At 68.5% G+C, this 19600-nt stretch carries 19 protein-coding genes; 7 read left to right on the top strand and 12 right to left on the bottom strand.

Going from position 1 to position 19600, the window contains the following annotated elements; genetic code table 11:
• Positions 1-20 precede the first annotated feature (20 nt).
• On the top strand, positions 21-266 hold the full coding sequence (locus M8009_RS04435; RefSeq protein WP_250060047.1) for a SlyX family protein: 246 nt from the start codon (positions 21-23) through the stop codon (positions 264-266).
• A 235-nt stretch (positions 267-501) separates the two neighbouring features.
• On the opposite strand, the gene trxB is transcribed toward M8009_RS04435, so the two are convergent.
• Both trxB and M8009_RS04425 read right to left on the bottom strand, forming a co-directional pair.
• A complete protein-coding gene (gene trxB, locus M8009_RS04430; RefSeq protein WP_250059556.1) occupies positions 502-1452 on the bottom strand; it encodes a thioredoxin-disulfide reductase in 951 nt (316 codons plus the stop codon).
• 147 nt (positions 1453-1599) lie between these two features.
• The gene (locus M8009_RS04425; RefSeq protein WP_250059555.1) at positions 1600-1809 is read right to left on the bottom strand and encodes a zinc ribbon domain-containing protein; all 210 of its coding nucleotides are present in this window, start codon (positions 1807-1809) and stop codon (positions 1600-1602) included.
• A 185-nt stretch (positions 1810-1994) separates the two neighbouring features.
• Here M8009_RS04425 and acnA point away from each other — a divergent pair, with 185 nt between their 5' ends.
• Positions 1995-4739 carry an aconitate hydratase AcnA gene (gene acnA, locus M8009_RS04420; protein WP_250059554.1) on the top strand — a complete coding sequence of 915 codons (2745 nt, stop codon included), beginning with the start codon at positions 1995-1997 and terminating at the stop codon, positions 4737-4739.
• Between the two features lie 208 nt (positions 4740-4947).
• Here acnA and M8009_RS04415 read toward each other — a convergent pair whose 3' ends face one another.
• From M8009_RS04415 to radC, 10 genes are all read right to left on the bottom strand, one after another.
• Entirely contained in the window at positions 4948-6627 is a 1680-nt protein-coding gene (locus M8009_RS04415) for an NAD-dependent malic enzyme (protein ID WP_250059553.1), read from the bottom strand.
• Positions 6628-6764: 137 nt separating this feature from the next.
• Positions 6765-7973 (bottom strand): YeeE/YedE family protein, encoded by a 1209-nt coding sequence (locus M8009_RS04410; protein WP_250059552.1) that lies wholly within the window; start codon positions 7971-7973, stop codon positions 6765-6767.
• Positions 7974-8157: 184 nt separating this feature from the next.
• Positions 8158-9183: a tryptophan--tRNA ligase gene (gene trpS / locus M8009_RS04405; RefSeq protein ID WP_250059551.1), complete on the bottom strand. Its 1026-nt coding sequence runs from the start codon at positions 9181-9183 to the stop codon at positions 8158-8160.
• 80 nt (positions 9184-9263) lie between these two features.
• Positions 9264-10379: an alanine dehydrogenase gene (gene ald / locus M8009_RS04400; RefSeq protein ID WP_250059550.1), complete on the bottom strand. Its 1116-nt coding sequence runs from the start codon at positions 10377-10379 to the stop codon at positions 9264-9266.
• Positions 10380-10608: 229 nt separating this feature from the next.
• A complete protein-coding gene (locus tag M8009_RS04395) occupies positions 10609-10929 on the bottom strand; it encodes a putative signal transducing protein (RefSeq protein WP_250059549.1) in 321 nt (106 codons plus the stop codon).
• 6 nt (positions 10930-10935) lie between these two features.
• Positions 10936-12132, bottom strand: coding sequence for a class I SAM-dependent rRNA methyltransferase (locus M8009_RS04390; protein ID WP_250059548.1), 1197 nt, complete (start codon positions 12130-12132; stop codon positions 10936-10938).
• Between the two features lie 50 nt (positions 12133-12182).
• Entirely contained in the window at positions 12183-13019 is an 837-nt protein-coding gene (gene mutM, locus M8009_RS04385) for a bifunctional DNA-formamidopyrimidine glycosylase/DNA-(apurinic or apyrimidinic site) lyase (RefSeq protein WP_250059547.1), read from the bottom strand.
• Positions 13020-13113: 94 nt separating this feature from the next.
• The gene (gene rpmG, locus M8009_RS04380) at positions 13114-13269 is read right to left on the bottom strand and encodes a 50S ribosomal protein L33 (RefSeq protein ID WP_040184991.1); all 156 of its coding nucleotides are present in this window, start codon (positions 13267-13269) and stop codon (positions 13114-13116) included.
• 26 nt (positions 13270-13295) lie between these two features.
• On the bottom strand, positions 13296-13532 hold the full coding sequence (rpmB, locus tag M8009_RS04375; RefSeq protein ID WP_040184989.1) for a 50S ribosomal protein L28: 237 nt from the start codon (positions 13530-13532) through the stop codon (positions 13296-13298).
• A gap of 327 nt (positions 13533-13859) precedes the next feature.
• Positions 13860-14534: a RadC family protein gene (gene radC / locus M8009_RS04370; protein ID WP_250059546.1), complete on the bottom strand. Its 675-nt coding sequence runs from the start codon at positions 14532-14534 to the stop codon at positions 13860-13862.
• A gap of 111 nt (positions 14535-14645) precedes the next feature.
• Between radC and coaBC the strand changes: the two genes are divergently transcribed.
• Genes coaBC through slmA form a run of 5 tightly spaced genes read left to right on the top strand, consistent with a single transcriptional unit; the run spans position 14646 to position 19516 of the window.
• The gene (gene coaBC / locus M8009_RS04365; RefSeq protein WP_250059545.1) at positions 14646-15953 is read left to right on the top strand and encodes a bifunctional phosphopantothenoylcysteine decarboxylase/phosphopantothenate--cysteine ligase CoaBC; all 1308 of its coding nucleotides are present in this window, start codon (positions 14646-14648) and stop codon (positions 15951-15953) included.
• Between the two features lie 23 nt (positions 15954-15976).
• Positions 15977-16459, top strand: coding sequence for a dUTP diphosphatase (gene dut / locus M8009_RS04360; protein WP_250059544.1), 483 nt, complete (start codon positions 15977-15979; stop codon positions 16457-16459).
• Positions 16460-16509: 50 nt separating this feature from the next.
• Positions 16510-17907, top strand: coding sequence for a phosphomannomutase/phosphoglucomutase (locus tag M8009_RS04355; protein WP_250059543.1), 1398 nt, complete (start codon positions 16510-16512; stop codon positions 17905-17907).
• 38 nt (positions 17908-17945) lie between these two features.
• Positions 17946-18863, top strand: coding sequence for an acetylglutamate kinase (gene argB / locus M8009_RS04350; protein WP_250059542.1), 918 nt, complete (start codon positions 17946-17948; stop codon positions 18861-18863).
• A gap of 41 nt (positions 18864-18904) precedes the next feature.
• A complete protein-coding gene (gene slmA / locus M8009_RS04345; protein WP_250059541.1) occupies positions 18905-19516 on the top strand; it encodes a nucleoid occlusion factor SlmA in 612 nt (203 codons plus the stop codon).
• The last annotated feature ends 84 nt before the right edge of the window (positions 19517-19600 follow it).

Raw genomic sequence — 19600 nt, 5'->3', positions numbered from 1 at the left:
CCCAGCGCGAGGATTCTACCATGAGCACCGATTCGACGCCTGCCGAGCTGGCACGACGCCTCGAGGCCCTGGAGAGCCGCATCGCCTACCAGGAGCACTGGCTCGACACCCTGGACGCGGCCGTGGCCGGCCAGGAGCAGCGGCTGACGCGCCTCGAGCGGCTCAATACACTGATGCAGGAGCGACTGCGCGACCAGCAGCGGGCGCTGCAGGAGAACGACACAGCAACGCCAGGCCCCGAGGACGAGGTGCCGCCGCACTACTAGCGCCGAGCGCCGAGCGCCGAGCGCCGAGCGCCGAGCGCCGAGCGCCGAGCGCCGAGCGCCGAGCGCCGAGCGCCGAGCGCCGAGCGCCGAGCGCCGAGCAGGATGATGCCGCCGTCGTGGCCGTCGTCAACAAGTTACCCCGTCAGAACAGGCTGACGGGGTATCGCATTCTCGCCTCAACACTTGCCGCCCGCCACAGAACAGCTTTCCGCTCGGCGCTTGCGACTTGGCGCTGTCAGAGCTCGTCGAGGTAGCGCTCGGCGTCCAGCGCTGCCATGCAGCCGGTGCCGGCGGAAGTCACGGCCTGGCGGTAGACATGATCCATCACGTCGCCGGCGGCGAACACGCCCGGCACACTGGTCGCGGTGGCATTGCCGTCGAGGCCGGACTGGACCCTGATATAACCGCCGGCCATCTCGAGCTGGCCCTCGAAGATGCCGGTATTGGGGCTATGGCCGATGGCGATGAAGAGCCCGGGCGCCTGGATCTCCCTGGTCTCGCCGGTCGCGGTGGACCTGAGGCGCACCCCGGTCACGCCGCTGCTGTCGCCCAGCACCTCGTCCAGGGTCTGGTTCCACTCCAGCACCACGTTGCCGTTCTCGGCCTTCTCGAACAGCTTGTCCTGGAGGATCTTCTCGGCGCGCAGGCTGTCTCGGCGGTGCACCAGGGTCACCTTGGAGGCGATGTTGGAGAGGTAGAGCGCCTCTTCCACGGCGGTGTTACCGCCGCCCACCACGACCACCTCCTGGTTGCGGTAGAAGAAGCCGTCGCAGGTCGCGCAGGCCGAGACCCCCTGCCCCATGAACTTCTGCTCCGACTCGAGCCCCAGATAGCGGGCGCTGGCGCCGGTGGCGATGATCAGGGCGTCACAGGTGTAGATGCCGTTGTCGCCCTTGAGCGTGAAGGGGCGATTGCGCAGTTCCACCTCGTGGACATGGTCGAAGAGCACCTCGGTGTCGAAGCGCTCGGCATGGCGTTTCATGCGCTCCATCAGCTCGGGGCCCTGGACGCCGGCATCGTCCCCCGGCCAGTTGTCCACGTCGGTGGTGGTGGTCAGCTGGCCGCCGGCCTGGATGCCGGTAATCAGCAGGGGCTTCAGGTTGGCCCGGGCCGCGTAGACGGCCGCGGTGTAGCCGGCGGGGCCGGAGCCCAGGATGATCAGGCGTTCGTGACGCGCGTCGCTCATGAGATGACCTCGTGGAGTCGGGAATGGCGCAGTGGACTGGGCGATGCCGACAGGCGCCGGCATGGCGCAGCCCGCAGCGTACGGCCCGGGACAGGATGCCGTCAGGCGCAGCGAGACGCGGGCCCGTGTCTCGCGGGTCGTGCCGGGCTAGAGCACATCGTCATCGCGTCCCAGGTCCAGGGAGACCAGTTCGCCGCTGACCGGCGACACCTCGATGCGCAGCTGGATCGGCGCGCAGCACTGCGGGCAGTCCTCCCAGGTGGCATGGCTGCCCTGGGAGAGGTCCACCAGCAGCTCGAACGGTGTATCGCAGTAGGGGCAGTTCACCGTCCGCGACTCGAGCGCTTCCTCGTGCATCCGGCCTCCCGTAACCGTCGTGCCGTATCGCAGCAATATGCGGGGGCTAGGCCGGCATTTCAAGGGCGCCGAACCGGCACGCTTCCCGGGCGGCGCTTGAAAAGGGCATCTATCATGACCATGTCATCCACAAGGTACCAGGATGGTGCCCTCACTCCCCGCGATGCGAAAGGAGGACAGACAGCATGAGCAACGAGTCCACACCGGATACCCTGCAGACGCTGGACGCCGGCGGCACGACCTACCACTACCACAGCCTGGCCAAGGCCGCCGATGCACTGGGCAACATCGACCGCCTGCCCAAGACCCTGAAGATCCTGCTGGAGAACCAGCTGCGCTTCGCCGATGACGAGAGCGTCTCCCGCGAGGACATGCAGGCGCTGGTCGACTGGCAGCAGCAGGGCCGCTCCGACCGCGAGATCGGCTATCGCCCGGCGCGTGTGCTGATGCAGGACTTCACCGGCGTGCCCGGGGTCGTCGACCTGGCCTCCATGCGCGCCGCGGTGGAGACGCTGGGCGAGGACCCGGCGCGCATCAACCCGCTGTCGCCGGTGGACCTGGTCATCGACCACTCGGTGATGGTCGACAGGTTCGGCGACCCCACGGCGTTCAAGGACAACGTGGCCATCGAGATGGAGCGCAACCACGAACGCTACGAGTTCCTGCGCTGGGGCCAGCAGGCCTTCGACAACTTCCGCGTGGTACCGCCCGGTACCGGCATCTGCCACCAGGTCAACCTCGAGTACCTGGGCAAGACCGTCTGGACCAAGGAGCAGGACGGCAGGACGCTGGCCTACCCGGACACCCTGGTGGGCACCGACTCCCACACCACCATGATCAACGGCCTGGGCGTGCTCGGTTGGGGCGTGGGCGGCATCGAGGCCGAGGCGGCAATGCTCGGCCAGCCGGTCTCGATGCTGATCCCCGAGGTGGTGGGCTTCAAGCTCACCGGCAAGCTGCGCGAGGGCATCACCGCCACCGACCTGGTGCTGACGGTCACCCAGATGCTGCGCAACCACGGTGTGGTGGGCAAGTTCGTCGAGTTCTACGGCGACGGCCTCAAGGACCTGCCGCTGGCCGACCGCGCCACCATCGCCAACATGGCCCCGGAGTACGGCGCCACCTGTGGCTTCTTCCCGGTGGACGACGAGACGCTGACCTACATGCGCCTCACCGGCCGCGACGACGCCCAGCTGGCGCTGGTGGAGGCCTACAGCAAGGCCCAGGGGCTGTGGCGCGAGCCTGGCGACGAGCCGGTCTTCAGCGACACCCTGGCGCTGGACATGACCGAGGTCGAGGCCAGCCTGGCCGGCCCCAAGCGGCCCCAGGACCGGGTGGCGCTCAAGGACATGAAATCGGCCTTCGCCAAGGTGATGGAGGATGACGGCAAGCGCCTCTCCACCACCGAGAAGGGCAAGCTGATGTCCGAGGGCGGCCAGACCGCCGTGGGCGTCGAGGAGAGCTACGAGCACCACGACAGCCAGGACGTGGACCTCGACGGCGAGGCCTTCCGGCTGAACCCCGGGGCCGTGGTGATCGCCGCCATCACCTCCTGCACCAACACCTCCAACCCCAGCGTGATGATGGCCGCCGGCCTGCTGGCCCGGAAGGCCCGCGAGAAGGGCCTGCACACCAAGCCCTGGGTGAAGACCTCCCTGGCACCGGGCTCCAAGGTGGTCACCGACTACCTGGCCGCCGCCGGCGTGCAGGAGGACCTGGACGCCCTGGGCTTCAACCTGGTCGGCTATGGCTGCACCACCTGTATCGGCAACTCCGGCCCCCTGGCGGGCCCCATCGAGGAGGCCATCGAGGAGGCCGACCTGACCGTGGCCTCGGTGCTCTCGGGCAACCGCAACTTCGAGGGCCGGGTGCACCCGCTGGTCAAGACCAACTGGCTGGCCTCGCCGCCGCTGGTAGTGGCCTATGCCCTGGCCGGCAACGTCCAGCTCGACCTGACCCGTGACCCCCTGGGCACCGACCGTCACGGCAAGCCGGTTACCCTCAAGGACATCTGGCCCAGCCAGGCGGAGATCGCCGAGGCCGTGGAGCAGGTCAACACCGAGATGTTCCGCAAGGAGTACGCCGCGGTGTTCGATGGCGACGACACCTGGAAGGCCATCGAGGTGCCGCAGAGCAAGGTCTACCAGTGGTCGAAGGACTCCACCTACATCCAGCACCCGCCCTTCTTCGAGGGCATGGGGCGCACGCCTCCCGCCATCGAGGACGTCAAGGACGCCCGGGTGCTGGCCATGCTGGGCGACTCCGTGACCACCGACCATATCTCGCCGGCCGGTGCCATCAAGCCCGACAGTCCCGCCGGACGCTACCTGCAGGAGCGCGGCGTGAAGCCGGTGGACTTCAACTCCTATGGGTCGCGGCGCGGCAACCACGAGGTGATGATGCGCGGCACCTTCGCCAACGTGCGCATCAAGAACGAGATGCTCGACGGCGTGGTCGGCGGCGAGACCCGCCACGTACCCTCCGGTGAACAGATGGCGATCTACGATGCCGCCATGACGTACCAGCAGGAAGGCACGCCGCTGGTGGTGATCGCCGGCAAGGAGTACGGCACCGGCTCCTCCCGCGACTGGGCCGCCAAGGGCACCCGCCTGCTCGGCGTGCGGGCGGTGCTGGCCGAGTCCTACGAGCGGATCCACCGCTCCAACCTGATCGGCATGGGCGTAGTCCCGCTGCAGTTCCCGGAGGGCGAGAGCCGCAAGACGCTGGGCCTGACCGGCGACGAGACGGTCTCCATCGAGGGGCTCAGCGAGCTCACCCCGGGCGGCAAGGTCAAGGTGACCATCAAGAGCGACAAGGGCGAGCAGACGCTCGAGGCGCTCTGCCGCATCGATACCGCCAACGAGCTGGAGTACTACCGCCACGGCGGCATCCTCCACTATGTGCTGCGCAGGATGATCGGGGCGGCATGATCGGAGCAGCCTGACGGCGAAAGGCGTCGGGGACAGGTCGCAGAGGGGGTCCTATGCCAGGGAGGGCATCGGTAGCGCCCAAGGACGGGTTTACAGCGCCCCCTCGCAGGCCTGTCGCCGAATCAGCCTTAAGCTTCTACAGCTGAAACAGATCTCAAAAGGCCCTGCCGGATTACCCGGTAGGGCCTTCGTCGTTCCAGGCGAAGCGTCAGAAGGAACGGCGGCGATAGCGCCTGTACACCGGCGTCCAGCTGCTGCGCTCGATGGCCTCACGCAGCTTGATGCCGTTGGTCTTCAGCGCCACGCCCTCGCCCTGGGCCTGGGCGGCCACGTCGAAGGCGATCGCCTTGGAGAGCTCACGGATCTTGGAGAGCGGCGGCAGCAGCGCCCCCTCTCCCTGCTTGACCAGCGGCGCCTCGCGGGCCAGTGCCCGGGACGAGGCCATCAGCATGGCGTCGGTGACGCGCCTGGCTCCGGCGGCCACCACGCCCAGGCCGATCCCCGGGAAGATGTAGGCGTTATTGCACTGGGCGATGGGGATGCGGCGGCCACCGTACTCCACCGGCGGGAAGGGGCTGCCGGTGGCCACCAAGGCCTGACCATCGGTCCAGCGGATCACGTCCTCCGGCACCGCCTCGGCCCGGGAGGTCGGGTTGGAGAGCGGCATGATCAGCGGCATCTCGCAGCCGGCATGCATCGCACGCACCACCTCCTCGGTGAAGATGCCCGGCATGCCGCAGACGCCGATCAGCACCGTGGGCTCGATGCGTCGCACCACCTCGAGCAGCGACTGGCCGTCCCAGCCGGCCACCATCCCGGGGTCGTGGGCCAGCCGGGCCTGGAAGTCGCGCAGCCAGGTCTGCTCGGAGGTGACGAGCCCCTCGCGGTCGACCATGTAGATGCGCGAGCGTGCCTCCCGCTCGGTCAGGCCCTCGGTCTGCATGGCCACCACCACCTGCTCGGCGATGCCGCAGCCGGCGGAGCCCGCCCCGACGAACACCACCCGCTGCTGGCCGATACCCTCGTCGCGGGCCTGGCAGGCTGCCATCAGGGTACCCACCACCACCGAGGCGGTCCCCTGGACGTCGTCGTTGAAACAACAGAGCTCGTTGCGATAGCGGTCGAGCAGCGGCAGGGCATTGGCCTGGGCGAAGTCCTCGAACTGCAGCAGGACCCCCGGCCAGCGACGCTTCACCGCGGCAATGAACTCCGCCATGAAGGCATCATACTCCTCCTGGGAGACGCGCTCATGACGCCAGCCCATGTACATGGGATCGTCGAGCAGCGCCTGGTTGTTGGTGCCCACGTCGAGCATGATCGGCTGGGTATAGGCCGGGCTGATGCCGCCGCAGGCGGTATAGAGCGCCAGCTTGCCGATGGGAATGCCCATGCCGCCGATGCCCTGGTCGCCGAGCCCCAGGATGCGCTCGCCGTCGGTGACCACGATCACCTTGACCTTGTCCTTGGTGGAGCTGCGCAGGATGTCATCCATGCGGTCGCGGTCCGGGTAGGCGATGAACAGCCCCCGGTGGTTGCGGTAGATGTTGGAGAACTCCTCGCACGCCTTGCCGACCGTGGGGGTGTAGATGATCGGCAGCATCTCCTCGAGATGCTCCATGACCAGCCGGTAGTAGAGGGTCTCGTTGTCGTCCTGGATGGCACGCAGGTAGATGTGCTTGTCCAGGTCGTTCCGGCACTGCCGGTACTGGCGATAGGCCCGTTCCGCCTGCTCCTCGATGGTCTCCACGTTCTGCGGCAGCAGGCCGATCAGGTTGAACTCCAGGCGCTCCTCGCGGGTAAAGGCACTGCCCTTGTTGAGCAGCGGCATCTCGAGCAGCGATGGGCCGGCATAGGGGATGTAGAGGGGGCGCTTTTGGTCGATGGTCATCTCTCGCCTCGATAAGGTGACTGGAACGGGCCGTTGGTGCTCTGTCGGCACCTTGCCGCCAACTCTAGCACGCCGCAAACGACGGCGCCCCGGCCTGGGGCCGGGGCGTCGCGATGCGCTGCGGGTAGACAGACGGCTCAACAGCCCTTCGCTGCGGGCAGTCGGCCTGCCTCGCCCTCGAAGAAGAAGGGACGCAGCTTCACCCCGAGCATGTTGCCGGCGAAGGCGGCCACCAGCCAAATCCAGCCATGCAGGCTGCCGGAGGCGATACCGCTGAAGTAGGCGCCGATGTTGCAGCCGAAGGCCAGACGGGCCCCGTAGCCGAGCATCAGGCCGCCGATCACCGCCGCCAGCACGGAACGTGCCGGGATACGGAAATTGGGGGCGAACTTGCCGGCCAGCGACGCCGCCAACAGCGCGCCGAGCAGGATGCCGATGTTCATCACGCTGGTGATGTCACGCCAGATCGTGGTCTCCAGGGCGGCCGCATTCCACGAGGATTGCCAGTAGCCCCACTGGCTAACATCGCCGCCGAGGGCCTCGAAGCCCTTGGCCCCCCACAGGGCGAAGGCCGAGGTGATGCCCCAGGGGCGGCCGGCGAGCGCCAGGGTGGCGAAGTTGAGCAGCGCCAGGGCCACGGCCCCGGCAAGCAGCGGCCAGGGGCCGGTGAGCCAGCGCCGGTTGCCGGCGTCGATGGTCGGGGCCCGCTCCAGCTGGCCGTGGCGACGCCGCTCCATGACCACGGTGAAGGCGGCAATGGCGGCAAACAGCGTCAGGCTGATGGCGATCCCGCCCCCGGTGCCGACGGTCTTGACCAGCGATACCGGCTGGAAGGCGGGCAGGCCCTGCCACCAGGTGAAGTGGGCGGTACCGATCACCGAACCTACCACGAAGAACAGCAGGGTGATCACCATGCGGGCATTGCCGCCGCCGGCGGTGAACAGGGTGCCGGAGGCGCAGCCGCCGCCGAGCTGCATGCCGATGCCGAACAGGAAGGCACCGACCACCACCGAGATGCCGATCGGGGCCACGAAGCCGTACACCGACTGGCCGAAGAGGCTGCCCGCCCCCAGCGCCGGGAAGAACAGCAGCACGGCGAGGGTCAGCATCACCATCTGGGCGCGCAGCCCACGCCCGCGCCGCTCGGTGATGAAGACCCGCCAGGCGGCGGTGAAGCCGAAGGCGGCATGGTAGAGCACCATGCCCAGCAGGCCACCCACCACCATCAGCACGCCGAGGCGTGCACCGAAGGCGGCACCCACGGCCAGGGCACCCAACAGCAGGGCGCCGGCCGCCACGGCGGAGACGGAGAGTCGGGGACGTTGGGTCAGGGCGAGTTCACTCATGGCGTGCTCTCTCGAGGTCGTCAGGGGCGGGGAGCCCGGATGACCGGCCATGTTAACGACCCACGAAGCGCACGTGAAAGCATTTAAATAAAATGATCAATAACCAAATTGCATAATAGTCGCCCTCCCCCAACGACAACGGGCACCCGAGGGTGCCCGCACTATCGACATGGCGCAGCCATGCTCAGACGAAACGCCCGAGCCCCACCGCCTGGCGCAGGCGATCCATGAGGGGCGCCGCTTCGGCACGGGCCCGCTCGGCCCCCTTGATCATCACCTGCTCGATATGGCCGGGGTCCTCCATCAGCGCCTGGTAGCGCTCGCGAGGCTCGCGCAGCTGGTCGTTGAGCAGTTCGAAGACGCGGTTCTTGGCCTCGCCCCAGCCGATGCCATTGGCGTACTCGGCGCGCATGGCCTCGGTCTCCTCAAGCGTGGCGAAGGCCGAGTAGATCTGGAACAGGGTACAGGTCGCCGGGTCCTTGGGCTCGCCGGGCTCCAGGGAGTTGGTCTTGATCTTGCGGACCAGCTTCAGCAGCTTCTTCTCGGAGACGAACAGCGGGATGGTGTTGTTGTAGCTCTTGGACATCTTGCGGCCATCCAGGCCGCCCAGGACCTCCACCCGCTCGTCCACCACGGCATCGGGCAGGGTGAAGTACTGCCCCTTGTAGAGGTGGTTGAAGCGTCCGGCGATGTCGCGAGCCATCTCGATGTGCTGTATCTGGTCGCGCCCCACCGGCACCTTGTTGGCATTGAACATCAGGATATCGGCGGCCATCAGCACCGGGTAGCCGAACAGCCCCATGGTGATGCCCTTGTCCGGGTCCTGGTTGCCGGCGGTCTCGTTCTCGGCCACCGCCGCCTTGTAGGCATGGGCGCGGTTCATCAGCCCCTTGGCGCAGACGCAGGAGAGCATCCAGGTCAGCTCGGGGATCTCGGGCACGTCCGACTGCCGATAGAAGATGGCGTTGTCGGTATCCAGGCCCAGCGCCAGCCAGGTGGCGGCGATCTCCAGGCGCGATTCCTGAACCCGACGCGGGTCCTGGCACTTGATCAGCGCATGCAGGTCGGCGAGGAAGTAGTAGGACTGGACGCTCGGGTCCTGGCTCGCGGCGATGGCGGGCTTGATCGCCCCCACGTAGTTGCCCAGATGGGGGGTGCCGGTGGTGGTGATGCCGGTGAGAACGCGGGTCTTCTCGGAAGCTGCACTCATGGGGAAAGCGGACTCTACTGTTCGGAAATGGCCGCTATGGTAACGCGAGGCCCCGATCAAGGCGACCGAGGCCCGTGCACTCAACCCAGCAGGCCGGCCGGATCGACGTATTCCAGGCCGAAGGCCTCGGCCACCGCCTGATAGGTCACCTGGCCGGCGTGGACGTTGAGGCCGGCGGCGAAGTGGGGGTCATCGGCCAGCGCCTGCTGCCAGCCCTTGCCGGCCAGGGCGATCACGAACGGCAGGGTGGCGTTGGTCAGTGCCTGGGTGGAGGTACGCGCCACGGCGCCGGGCATGTTGGCTACGCAGTAGTGGACGATCCCGTCGACGATGTAGGTCGGGTCGGTATGGGTGGTGGCCCGGCTGGTCTCGAAGCAGCCGCCCTGGTCGATGGCCACGTCCACCAGCACGCTGCCGGGCTTCATCTCGGCGAGCATCTCGCGGGTGATCAGCTTGGGGGCGGCGGCCCCCGGGATCAGCACGGCACCCACGATCAGGTCGCACTCGCGCACCGCCTCATCGATGGCGTCGGCGGTGGAGAAGAGCGTCTTCATGCGGCCCTGGTAGCGGTCGTCCAGAGTCTCCAGGCGCGGGATCGACTTGTCGAGCACCGTGACCTCGGCGCCGAGGCCCAGCGCCATGCGGGCGGCATTCTCGCCCACCACACCGCCGCCAATGACCGCGACCCTGGCCGGCGCCACCCCGGGCACCCCGGGCAGCAGCACGCCGGAGCCGCCCTGGGCCTTCTCCAGGCTGTGGGCGCCGGCCTGGATGGCCATGCGCCCGGCCACGGTGCTCATCGGCGCCAGCAGCGGCAGGCCGCCCTGGCGGTCGGTGATGGTCTCGTAGGCGATGGAGGTAGCGCCGCTCTCCATCAGGCCGCGGGTCAGCGACTCCTCGGCGGCCAGGTGCAGGTAGGTGAACAGCGTCTGGCCGGCCTTGAGGCGTGCGACCTCTTCGGGCTGCGGCTCCTTGACCTTGAGGATCAGCTCGGCGCCGCCCCAGACCTTGGCCACGTCGGCCTCGAGACGCACCCCGGCGGCCTCATAGGCGGCATCCGCGAAGCCGGCCCCCTCACCGGCGCCGGCCTGCACCGTCACCGTATGGCCGCGGCCCACCAGCTCCCGGGCGCCGGTGGGGGTCAGGGCGACGCGGTACTCGTGGTTCTTGATCTCCTTGGGCACGGCGATCTGCATGGCTTACTCCTGGGCTGCTGTTGGGTGGCTTTCCTCCCCATTACAGCACAGGCAGTCCATACACGAAGAGTCCACGCAGAAGAACGGAATATATTGTCATTATGTGGCCTTCTGGCCAGAGATTTTTCTTGCAGCCAGCTCCCCTGGAGGAAACCCTGCCAGGGCGCCCCGAAGCGGCGCGCCGGACGGCAATCTCGCTCAGTCGGAAACAGACAGGCCTCGGCCTGTCTCAGGGCTCTCGGTGGGCGCCACAGTTCCAGCACGTGTCGAAGGCGCCGTCGAGGCGCTCCCCACACCCCGGACAGGTCCATGCCGGGCGATCGCTCCTGCCGTCCAGGGCCTGGCGGATCAGGGCCTCGGCACGCGCGAGGTTGTGCGGTGCCACCCACACCTCCGGCTCGCACTCCCCCAGCGGCAGCTCACCGGCGCCACCGCCCAGGGTCAGGTTGCGCAGCTCCGCGGGGATGCCGGCCGCGGCCAGCACGTTGTGCACGTGGCTGACCAGCAGCGTATTGGAGTGGGCGAAGGCGCGAACGTAGCCGGGGAGCACGGCGCGCTAGTCCCGGAAGACGCGCACGCCCAGGGCCTTCAGGTAGGACGTCTCGGGAATCGCCGGATGGATCGGGTGATCCGGCCCCTGGTGGCCCTGGAAGAGGATCTGCCCCTGGCGGTCCTGGTGACGCACCGCCCCGCGCACCACGTCGACCAGGCGCTCCGGGGCCAGGTGCATGGAACACGACGCCGAGAGCAGCAGGCCGTCGCGCCCCAGCAGGCGCATCGCCTCGCGGTTGAGCTTGCCGTAGGCACGCTCGCCGTTGGGGATGTCCTTGCGCTTGCGGATGAAGGCGGGCGGGTCGAGGATCACCACGTCGAACTCCTCGCCCTCGGCCTTGAGGGCGGCGAGCACCTCGAAGGCGTCACCCTCGCCCACCGACACCTGCTCGTGCAGCCCGTTCAGGGCGGCGTTCTCGGCGACCCGCTCGAGTGCCGGGCCGGAGGCATCCACGCAGAGCACCTCGCGAGCGCCGTTGGCCGCGGCCTGCACGCCCCAGCCGCCCACGTAGCTGAACAGGTCCAGCACTCGCTTGCCGGCCACCAGGCCGTTGAGCCAGGCACGATTGACCCGGTGGTCGAAGAACCAGCCGGTCTTCTGGCCATCGAGCACCGGGGCGACGAACCGCACGCCGTTCTCCTCCAGCAGGATCTGATCGGGCAGCTCGCCCTTGACGACCTCGACGCCGGCCTCGAGGCCCTCCTGGCGGCGACCGCTGGTGTCGTTGCGCAGCACCACCGCCGTCGGCGACAGCACCTTGTCCAGGGCGTCGAGCAGCTCGGGCAGTACCGCCTGCATTCCGGCGGTGTTGAGCTGCACCACCAGCACGTCACCGAAGCGGTCGATCACCAGCCCCGGCAGCAGGTCACCCTCGCCGTGCACCAGGCGATAGAAGGGCTTGTCGTAGAGGCGCTGGCGCAGCGCCAGTGCCTGGTTGAGGCGGTGGACCAGCAGCGAGCGGTCGAGCCCCTGGGCCGGGTCGCGGGAGACCATCCGCGCGCAGATCAGCGAGTGTGGATTGACGTAGGCCACGCCCATGGCCTTGCCGTTGGCGGCCTCGACCACCACCTGTGATCCGGCCTCGATCTCCTTGAGTGGCGTGGCCTGGATGTCGATCTCGTTGGAGTAGAGCCACAGGTGGCCGGCCTTGAGGCGACGGTCGGCGTGCTTCTTCAGGCGCAGTGAGCGGAGTGCGGTCATGGGACTCTCTCGTGAAAGGGTGGAGGGGCGTCGGCAAGGCCGCGCCGCCGTCAGGTCTGGCAGTGGCCGCAGAACACGCTGGCCCGCTGGCCCAGGGTCACCAGGCGCAGCTCGGCGCCACAGCGGCGGCAGGGCTGGCCGTCGCGCCCGTAGACATTGAGCCGCTGCTTGAAGTAGCCCGGCTCGCCGGTGCCGCCGACGAAGTCGCGCAGGGTGGTGCCGCCCTGGGTGATGGCGGCGGCCAGCACCTCGCGCACCGCCGCGGCGAGGCGATCGAAGCGCTCCCGGGAGATACGCCCGGCGGCGCGACGCGGATCGATGCCGGCCAGGAACAGCGCCTCGGCGGCATAGATGTTGCCCACCCCCACCACCACGGCGTTGTCCATGAGGAAGGGCTTCACGGCCAGGCGGCGCCCGCGGGAGCGCGCGAAGAGGCGCTCACCGTCGAAGGCCGTGGAGAGCGGCTCCGGCCCCAGCCGGGCCAGGCGCGCGTCCTGTTCCGCGCTGCCGGCCAGCCAGTCGACGAAGCCGAAGCGGCGCGGGTCGTGGTAGCGCAGGATGGCGCCGTCGTCGAGCACCAGGTCGAGATGGTCGTGCTTCTTCGGCAGCTCGCCCAGGCGGGCGATGCGCAGGCTGCCGGACATGCCTAGGTGCCAGAGCAGGGTCCGCGGCGCCTCGCCCTGTTCCGGCAAGGCGAGCGGCAGCAGCAAGTACTTGGCACGCCGAGTGAGCTCGCCGATGCGCGCCCCCACCAGCCGCTCGACGAGGTCCGCCGGCACCGGCACCCGCAGGCGGGCCTGGCGCACGATCACCTCGGTGATCTCGCGGCCTTCCACATGGGGGGCGATGCCCCGGCGGGTGGTCTCGACTTCGGGCAACTCGGGCATGATGGGTCCGGAAGAGGCAGTGATACGCAAGAACCCGACCATCGGGCCGGGTTCAGGCTGACAGGCTACTGCCTGCGGCGGAAGCGACCAAGCGTTACTTGATCTTGCCTTCCTTGTACATCACGTGCTGACGGACGACCGGGTCGAACATCTTCTTCTCGAGCTTGTCCGGGGTGTTCCGCTTGTTCTTGTCGGTGGTGTAGAAGTGGCCGGTACCGGCACTGGAAATCATTCTGATCTTGTCGCGCATGACGCCTATCTCCCCTGGTGAATCGCTTAGACGGCTTCGCCGCGCTTGCGGATGTCGCCGAGCACCGCCTCGATGCCCTTCTTGTCGATGATGCGCATGCCCTTGGAGGAGACGCGCAGCTTGACGAAGCGCTTCTCGGACTCCACCCAGAAACGGTGGGAATGCAGATTCGGCACGAAACGACGGCGCGTCTTGCGCTGGGAGTGTGAAACGTTGTTACCAGTCACCGGGCGCTTGCCGGTAACCTGACATACTTTGGACATGAGAGCCTCCAACCGCTTGGCCAGGTGTTAAGACCTGAGTGTTCAAAACCTGTCGGGCAAACCGGGACGACCCCGCTGTCATTTGACCCAAGGGAATTCAAAGGCTGCATTTTATACCAGAGACCGACGCATTCGGCAAGCGACGCGGCGCATTATACATGGCAATCACCGATAGCAAATTGCTCGGAGCTGTTCCGTCGGCAAGCCTACGAGGAGGCGCTGTGAACCCTTCCATGGGCGCTACCGACGCCATCCATGGCGTATGACCTCCTCTTCGGCCTGCCCCCGGCGCTCCTCGCTGGAGCCAACTGCGATAGTCCTGACGTATTATAGCCACCCGCGTTCTGCGAAGGAGACCACCTCGCCGTCGCCCACCACGAAGTGGTCCAGCACGCGTACCTCGAACAGCCCGAGCGCCTCGCGCAGCCGCTCGGTGATGCGCCGGTCGGCGTCACTGGGCTCGGCCACGCCCGAGGGGTGGTTATGGGCTAAGATGATGGCGCCGGCGCCCAGTTCCAGGGCACGGCGGGCCACCTCGCGGGGATAGACCGAGGCGCTGTCCAGGGTGCCGCGGAACAGCGACTCGTAGCGGATCACGCGGTGCTGGCTGTCGAGGAAGAGCGCGGCAAACTCCTCATGACCGAGATGACGCAGCCGGGCGGCGAGGTAGGCCCGCACCAGCGACGGCGAAGTGAGCGCATCGCCCCGGTCCAGCTGGCTGGCGAGGTGCCGCCGCGACAGCTCCAGGGTGGCCTTGAGCTGGACGTACTTGGCCATGCCCATGCCACGCTCGGCGCAGAAGCGTGCCTGGTCGGCCTCCAGCAGCTGACGCAGCCCGCCGAAGGCCGACAGCAGGTCGCGGGCCAGGTCCACCGCCGAGCGCCCTTCCACGCCGACGCGCAGGAAGATCGCCAGCAGTTCGGCGTCAGAGAGCGCCTCCACCCCCAGCGCCAGCAGCTTCTCCCGGGGGCGCTCCCCCTCCGGCCAGTCCCGAATCGACATCCCTGCCTCCCTGCCTGACGTCCATGACTGTCAGTGTAGCCGGCCCGGCGGCTACGCAAGGTCGGGCACCGGTGGTAAGGTAGGCGACCGGATTCACGCTCGGATACCGCCATGTCGACACCCCCTCGCCGGCGCGTCCTGCTCGGCATCAGCGCCGGCATCGCCGCCTACAAGAGCGCCCAGCTCGCCCGCCTGCTCACCCAGGCCGGCTGCGAGGTGCGCGTGGTGATGACCGAGGGCGCTCAGGCCTTCATCACGCCCCTGACGCTGCAAGCCCTGACCGGCGAAGCGGTGCGCACCTCGCTGCTCGACCCCGAGGCCGAGGCCGGCATGGGGCATATCGAACTGGCCCGCTGGGCCGAGACCATCCTTATCGCCCCGGCCACCGCCGACCTGATGTCGCGCCTCGCCCAGGGCCTGGCGGACGACCTGCTCACCACCCTCTGCCTGGCGAGCGACGCCGAGAAGGTGATGGCCCCGGCCATGAACCAGGCCATGTGGCGCCACCCGGCCACCCGGCGTAATGCGCGCCAGCTGGCCGAGGACGGCTGGCAGCTGCTGGGGCCGGACAGCGGCGACCAGGCCTGCGGCGACGTGGGGCCAGGGCGAATGCTGGAGCCCGAGGCGATCCTGGCGGCGCTGCTCTCCCTGGCGCCCGATGCCGCGCCCACAATGGCGCCCGAAGCCGCGCCGGCCCAGGCATCCGATGGCGCGCCGGCCGCACCGGATGGGTCACTGGAAGCCGATGGCCTGACCGTCACCATCACCGCCGGCCCGACTCGGGAGCCGCTGGACCCGGTGCGCTACCTCTCCAACCACAGCTCCGGCAAGATGGGCTTCGCCCTGGCCGCCGTCGCGGCCTCGCTGGGCGCCCGGGTGAGGCTGATCAGCGGCCCGGTCGCCCTGCCGACCCCCGCTGGCGTCGAGCGCACCGACGTGGAATCGGCCCGGGAGATGCACGAAGCCGCCCAGCGGCTGGCCGCCGACAGCGATATCTTTATCGGCTGCGCCGCCGTGGCCGACTACCGCGCCGAAACGGCCGCCGAGCACAAGATCAAGAAGGTCGAAGGTGAGGAGAGCCTTACCCTGCGCCTGGTGAAGAATCCCGACATCATCGCCTGCGTAGCCGCGCTGCCCGAGTCGCAGCGCCCGCTGGTGGTGGGATTCGCCGCCGAGACCCGCGACCTGGAGGCCTATGCCCGGGACAAGCTAACCCGCAAGGGGCTCGACATGATCGTCGCCAACGATGTCTCCCGGGCCGGACTCGGCTTCGGCAGCGACGACAACGCCGCCCTGCTGCTGTGGCGGGACGGCGACAGTGAAGGCAGCGAGAGCCTCGCTCCCCAGACCAAGTCGCGGCTCGCCCTGGCGGTGGTGCGCCGCGCCCTGGCCTGCCTGGCGTCCCGTCACGCCCCCTGACACCGACCCCCCGAGGACCTACGATGCCCGCGATTCCCGACCGCCCGCGCCTCGCCATCCAGCTGCTCGACGAGCGCCTGCGTGACGCCCTGCCCCACTACGCCACCGAAGGCTCCGCCGGCATGGACCTGCGTGCCCTGCTCGACGCCCCCCTGACCCTGGCGCCCGGGCAGTGCGAGCTGATACGCACCGGGCTCGCCATCCACATCGCCGACCCGAATCTCGCCGGCATGATCCTGCCCCGCTCGGGGCTGGGCCACAAGCACGGCATCGTGCTCGGCAACCTGGTGGGGCTGATCGATTCCGACTACCAGGGCGAACTGATGATCTCCACATGGAACCGTGGCGACGCGCCCTTCACCATCGAGCCCTTCGAGAGGCTGGCACAGTATGTGCTTGTTCCCGTGATGCACGCCGACCTCGAGGTCGTCGAAGCCTTCGACGAACGCCACCGCGGCGCCGACCAGCGTGGCACCGGCGGGTTCGGTAGCTCCGGTCGTCACTGACGCCCGGGGACGGCAGCGTGCCACTCGAAACTTCATAAAGGACGGACCCCATGACCCAAGCAGCGAACCAGGCAGTCCCTGCCTCCATCTTCCGCGCCTACGACATCCGCGGCATCGTCGACGACACCCTGACCGAGACGGGTGTCGAGCAGATCGGCCTCGCCATCGGCAGCGAGGCCCGGTCCCGCGGCGAGTCCACCGTGGTCGTCGCTCGCGACGGCCGCCTCTCCGGCCCGCGCCTGCTGGCCGCCCTGACCCGCGGCCTGCTGTCGTCGGGTTGCGACGTCGTCGACATCGGCATGGTCCCCACCCCGGTGCTCTACTTCGCCACCCACGTGCTCGAGGGCACAGCCTCGGGCGTGATGGTCACCGGGAGCCACAACCCGCCGGACTACAACGGCTTCAAGATCGTGCTCGGCGGCGAGACGCTCTCCGGCGAGGCCATTACCGCGCTGCACACCCGCCTGGCGAACGGCGAGCTCAGCGAGGGCCAGGGCAGCATGCGCCAGGAGGACGTGCGTGACGCCTACCTCGCCCGCATCCTCGGCGACGTCACCCTCGCCCGGCCGATCAAGGCGGTGGTCGACTGCGGCAACGGCGTGGCCGGCGAACTGGGCCCGGCGCTGGTCGAACGCCTCGGCGCCGAGACCGTTCCGCTGTTCGCCGAGATCGACGGCACCTTCCCCAACCACCACCCGGATCCGGGCAAGCCCGAGAACCTCCAGGACCTGATTCGCACCGTCCAGGAAACCGGCGCGGACATCGGCCTGGCCTTCGACGGCGACGGCGACCGCCTCGGCGTGATCACGCCGAGCGGCAAGCTGATCTACCCCGACCACCTGCTGATGGCCTTCGCCGAGGACATGCTGTCGCGCAATCGCGACGCCCGCGTGATCTTCGACGTCAAGTGCACCGGCAACCTGACCAGGGTGATCGAGGAGGCCGGCGGCACACCCGAGATGTGGCGCACCGGGCACTCGCTGATCAAGGCGCGCATGAAGGAGACCGGCGCCCTGCTGGCCGGCGAGATGAGCGGCCATATCTTCTTCCAGGAGCGCTGGTACGGATTCGACGATGGCCTCTACGCCGCCGCTCGCCTGCTGGAGATCCTGTCGAAACAGGCCGACGATGCCGACACCTTCTTCGCCCGCTACCCCCAGGACGTCGGCACCCCCGAGATCAACATCACGGTCACCGACGAGACCAAGTTCGCGCTGGTGGACCGGCTGGCCCGGGAGGGCGACTTCGGCGAGGAAGGCGTCAAGACGACCCTGGACGGCATCCGCGTCGACTACCCGGACGGCTGGGGCCTGTGCCGCGCCTCCAACACCACGCCGGTGCTGGTGCTGCGCTTCGAGGGCAAGGACGACGCCGCCCTGGCCCGCATCCGCGGCCGCTTCGCCGACGCCCTCAGCCAGGTGTCGCCCGACCTCGAACTGCCCCGCTGAGGGGCGGTTTACCATACACAGGAGAGGGAACCCGACCGATGACCGAACAGACCCGCGACCCGCGCCTGGTAGTGGAGGTGCTCTCCGAGGCACTGCCCTACATCCAGCGCTTCTCCGGCAAGACCGTGGTGGTGAAGTACGGCGGCAACGCCATGACCGAGGACACCCTGATCGACTCCTTCGCCCGCGACATGGTGCTGATGAAGGAGGTCGGCATCAATCCGGTGGTGGTGCATGGCGGCGGGCCGCAGATCGGCGAGCTGCTGGAGAAGCTCAGCATCGAGTCGCGGTTCGTCAACGGCATGCGGGTGACCGACGCCGAGACCATGGACGTGGTGGAGATGGTGCTGGGTGGTCTGGTCAACAAGGGCATCGTCAACCTGATCAACCAGTGCGGCGGCAAGGCCATCGGCCTGACCGGCAAGGACGGCGCGCAGATCCGTGCCCGCCAGCTCAAGGTGGAGCACCAGAGCCCGGAGATGACCGCGCCGGAGATCATCGACATCGGCCACGTGGGCGAGGTGGAGCACATCTCCACCGACCTCATCGAGATGCTCGCCGCCCGCGACTTCATCCCGGTGATCGCCCCCATCGGCGTGGATGCCCAGGGCCGCAGCTACAACATCAATGCCGACCTGGTGGCCGGCAAGGTGGCCGAGGCCCTGGATGCCGAGAAGCTGATGCTGCTGACCAACGTCGCCGGCCTGATGAGCGCCGAGGGCGAGGTGCTCACCGGGCTGACCACCGGCCAGGTGGACGCCCTGATCGCCGACGGCACCATCCATGGCGGCATGCTGCCGAAGATCCGCTGCGCCCTGGACGCCGTGAAGGGCGGCGTGAGGAGCGCCCACATCATCGATGGCCGGGTGCCCCATGCCACCCTGCTGGAGATCTTCACCAACGCCGGGGTGGGCACCCTGATCACCGACATTCCCCAGGACCCGAACGCCGGCTGAGCCCCCGGCCCGATCCACCCGACCGACAAGAACATAACGACATGACGCAGGAAACACGTACCCCCAGTCGCCGCGAGCAGATCCTGCAGGGCCTGGCGCTGATGCTGGAGGAGGACAGCGGCAAGCGCATCACCGTGGCCGCCCTGGCCCGCCAGGTCGGCGTCTCGGAGGCAGCGCTCTATCGCCACTTCCCCAGCAAGGCGCGGATGTTCGAGGGGCTGATCGCCTTCATCGAGGAATCCCTCTTCGAGCGCATCGGCCGCATCCTCGAGGAGGTGCCGGAAGCGCTGCCGCGCTGCGGCCAGATCCTCACCCTGGTGCTGGCCTTCGCCGAGAAGAACCCGGGCCTCTCGCGCCTGCTGGGCGGCGACGCCCTGACCGGCGAGACGTCACGGCTGCGCTTGCGCATCCACCAGCTCTTCGAGCGCCTGGAGACCCAGCTCAAGCAGGTGCTGCGCGAGGCGGAGCTGCGCGAGGGGCGGCGACCCTCGCTGCCGGTCTCGGCGGCCGCCAACCTGCTGCTGGCCCACCTCGAGGGGCAGATCTCGCGCTACGTGCGCAGCGACTTTCGCCACCGCCCCACCGAGCATTGGAACGACCAGTGGGCGCTGCTCTCCGCCCAACTGCTGCGTGAGAGCCCGCAGACGGCGTAGCACGCCGAGCGCCGAGCGCCGAGCGCCGAGCGCCGAGCGCCGAGCGCCGAGCGCCGAGCAGGATGGTGCTCGCGCAGCACTATG

It is taken from the genome of Halomonas gemina, assembly GCF_023554995.1.
GTDB lineage: Bacteria > Pseudomonadota > Gammaproteobacteria > Pseudomonadales > Halomonadaceae > Halomonas > Halomonas gemina.
Note: the sequence above shows the minus strand (reverse complement) of the source record. Positions and strands in the feature narration are given on the sequence as shown.

Excerpts from the sequence above, each read along its gene's own strand:
- M8009_RS04435 (WP_250060047.1), top strand. The coding sequence starts at position 21 with ATGAGCACCGATTCGACGCCTGCCGAGCTGGCACGACGCCTCGAGGCC.
- trxB (WP_250059556.1), bottom strand. The coding sequence starts at position 1,452 with ATGAGCGACGCGCGTCACGAACGCCTGATCATCCTGGGCTCCGGCCCC.
- M8009_RS04425 (WP_250059555.1), bottom strand. The coding sequence starts at position 1,809 with ATGCACGAGGAAGCGCTCGAGTCGCGGACGGTGAACTGCCCCTACTGC.
- acnA (WP_250059554.1), top strand. The coding sequence starts at position 1,995 with ATGAGCAACGAGTCCACACCGGATACCCTGCAGACGCTGGACGCCGGC.
- M8009_RS04415 (WP_250059553.1), bottom strand. The coding sequence starts at position 6,627 with ATGACCATCGACCAAAAGCGCCCCCTCTACATCCCCTATGCCGGCCCA.
- M8009_RS04410 (WP_250059552.1), bottom strand. The coding sequence starts at position 7,973 with ATGAGTGAACTCGCCCTGACCCAACGTCCCCGACTCTCCGTCTCCGCC.
- trpS (WP_250059551.1), bottom strand. The coding sequence starts at position 9,183 with ATGAGTGCAGCTTCCGAGAAGACCCGCGTTCTCACCGGCATCACCACC.
- ald (WP_250059550.1), bottom strand. The coding sequence starts at position 10,379 with ATGCAGATCGCCGTGCCCAAGGAGATCAAGAACCACGAGTACCGCGTC.
- M8009_RS04390 (WP_250059548.1), bottom strand. The coding sequence starts at position 12,132 with ATGACCGCACTCCGCTCACTGCGCCTGAAGAAGCACGCCGACCGTCGC.
- mutM (WP_250059547.1), bottom strand. The coding sequence starts at position 13,019 with ATGCCCGAGTTGCCCGAAGTCGAGACCACCCGCCGGGGCATCGCCCCC.
- rpmG (WP_040184991.1), bottom strand. The coding sequence starts at position 13,269 with ATGCGCGACAAGATCAGAATGATTTCCAGTGCCGGTACCGGCCACTTC.
- rpmB (WP_040184989.1), bottom strand. The coding sequence starts at position 13,532 with ATGTCCAAAGTATGTCAGGTTACCGGCAAGCGCCCGGTGACTGGTAAC.
- radC (WP_250059546.1), bottom strand. The coding sequence starts at position 14,534 with ATGTCGATTCGGGACTGGCCGGAGGGGGAGCGCCCCCGGGAGAAGCTG.
- coaBC (WP_250059545.1), top strand. The coding sequence starts at position 14,646 with ATGTCGACACCCCCTCGCCGGCGCGTCCTGCTCGGCATCAGCGCCGGC.
- dut (WP_250059544.1), top strand. The coding sequence starts at position 15,977 with ATGCCCGCGATTCCCGACCGCCCGCGCCTCGCCATCCAGCTGCTCGAC.
- M8009_RS04355 (WP_250059543.1), top strand. The coding sequence starts at position 16,510 with ATGACCCAAGCAGCGAACCAGGCAGTCCCTGCCTCCATCTTCCGCGCC.
- argB (WP_250059542.1), top strand. The coding sequence starts at position 17,946 with ATGACCGAACAGACCCGCGACCCGCGCCTGGTAGTGGAGGTGCTCTCC.
- slmA (WP_250059541.1), top strand. The coding sequence starts at position 18,905 with ATGACGCAGGAAACACGTACCCCCAGTCGCCGCGAGCAGATCCTGCAG.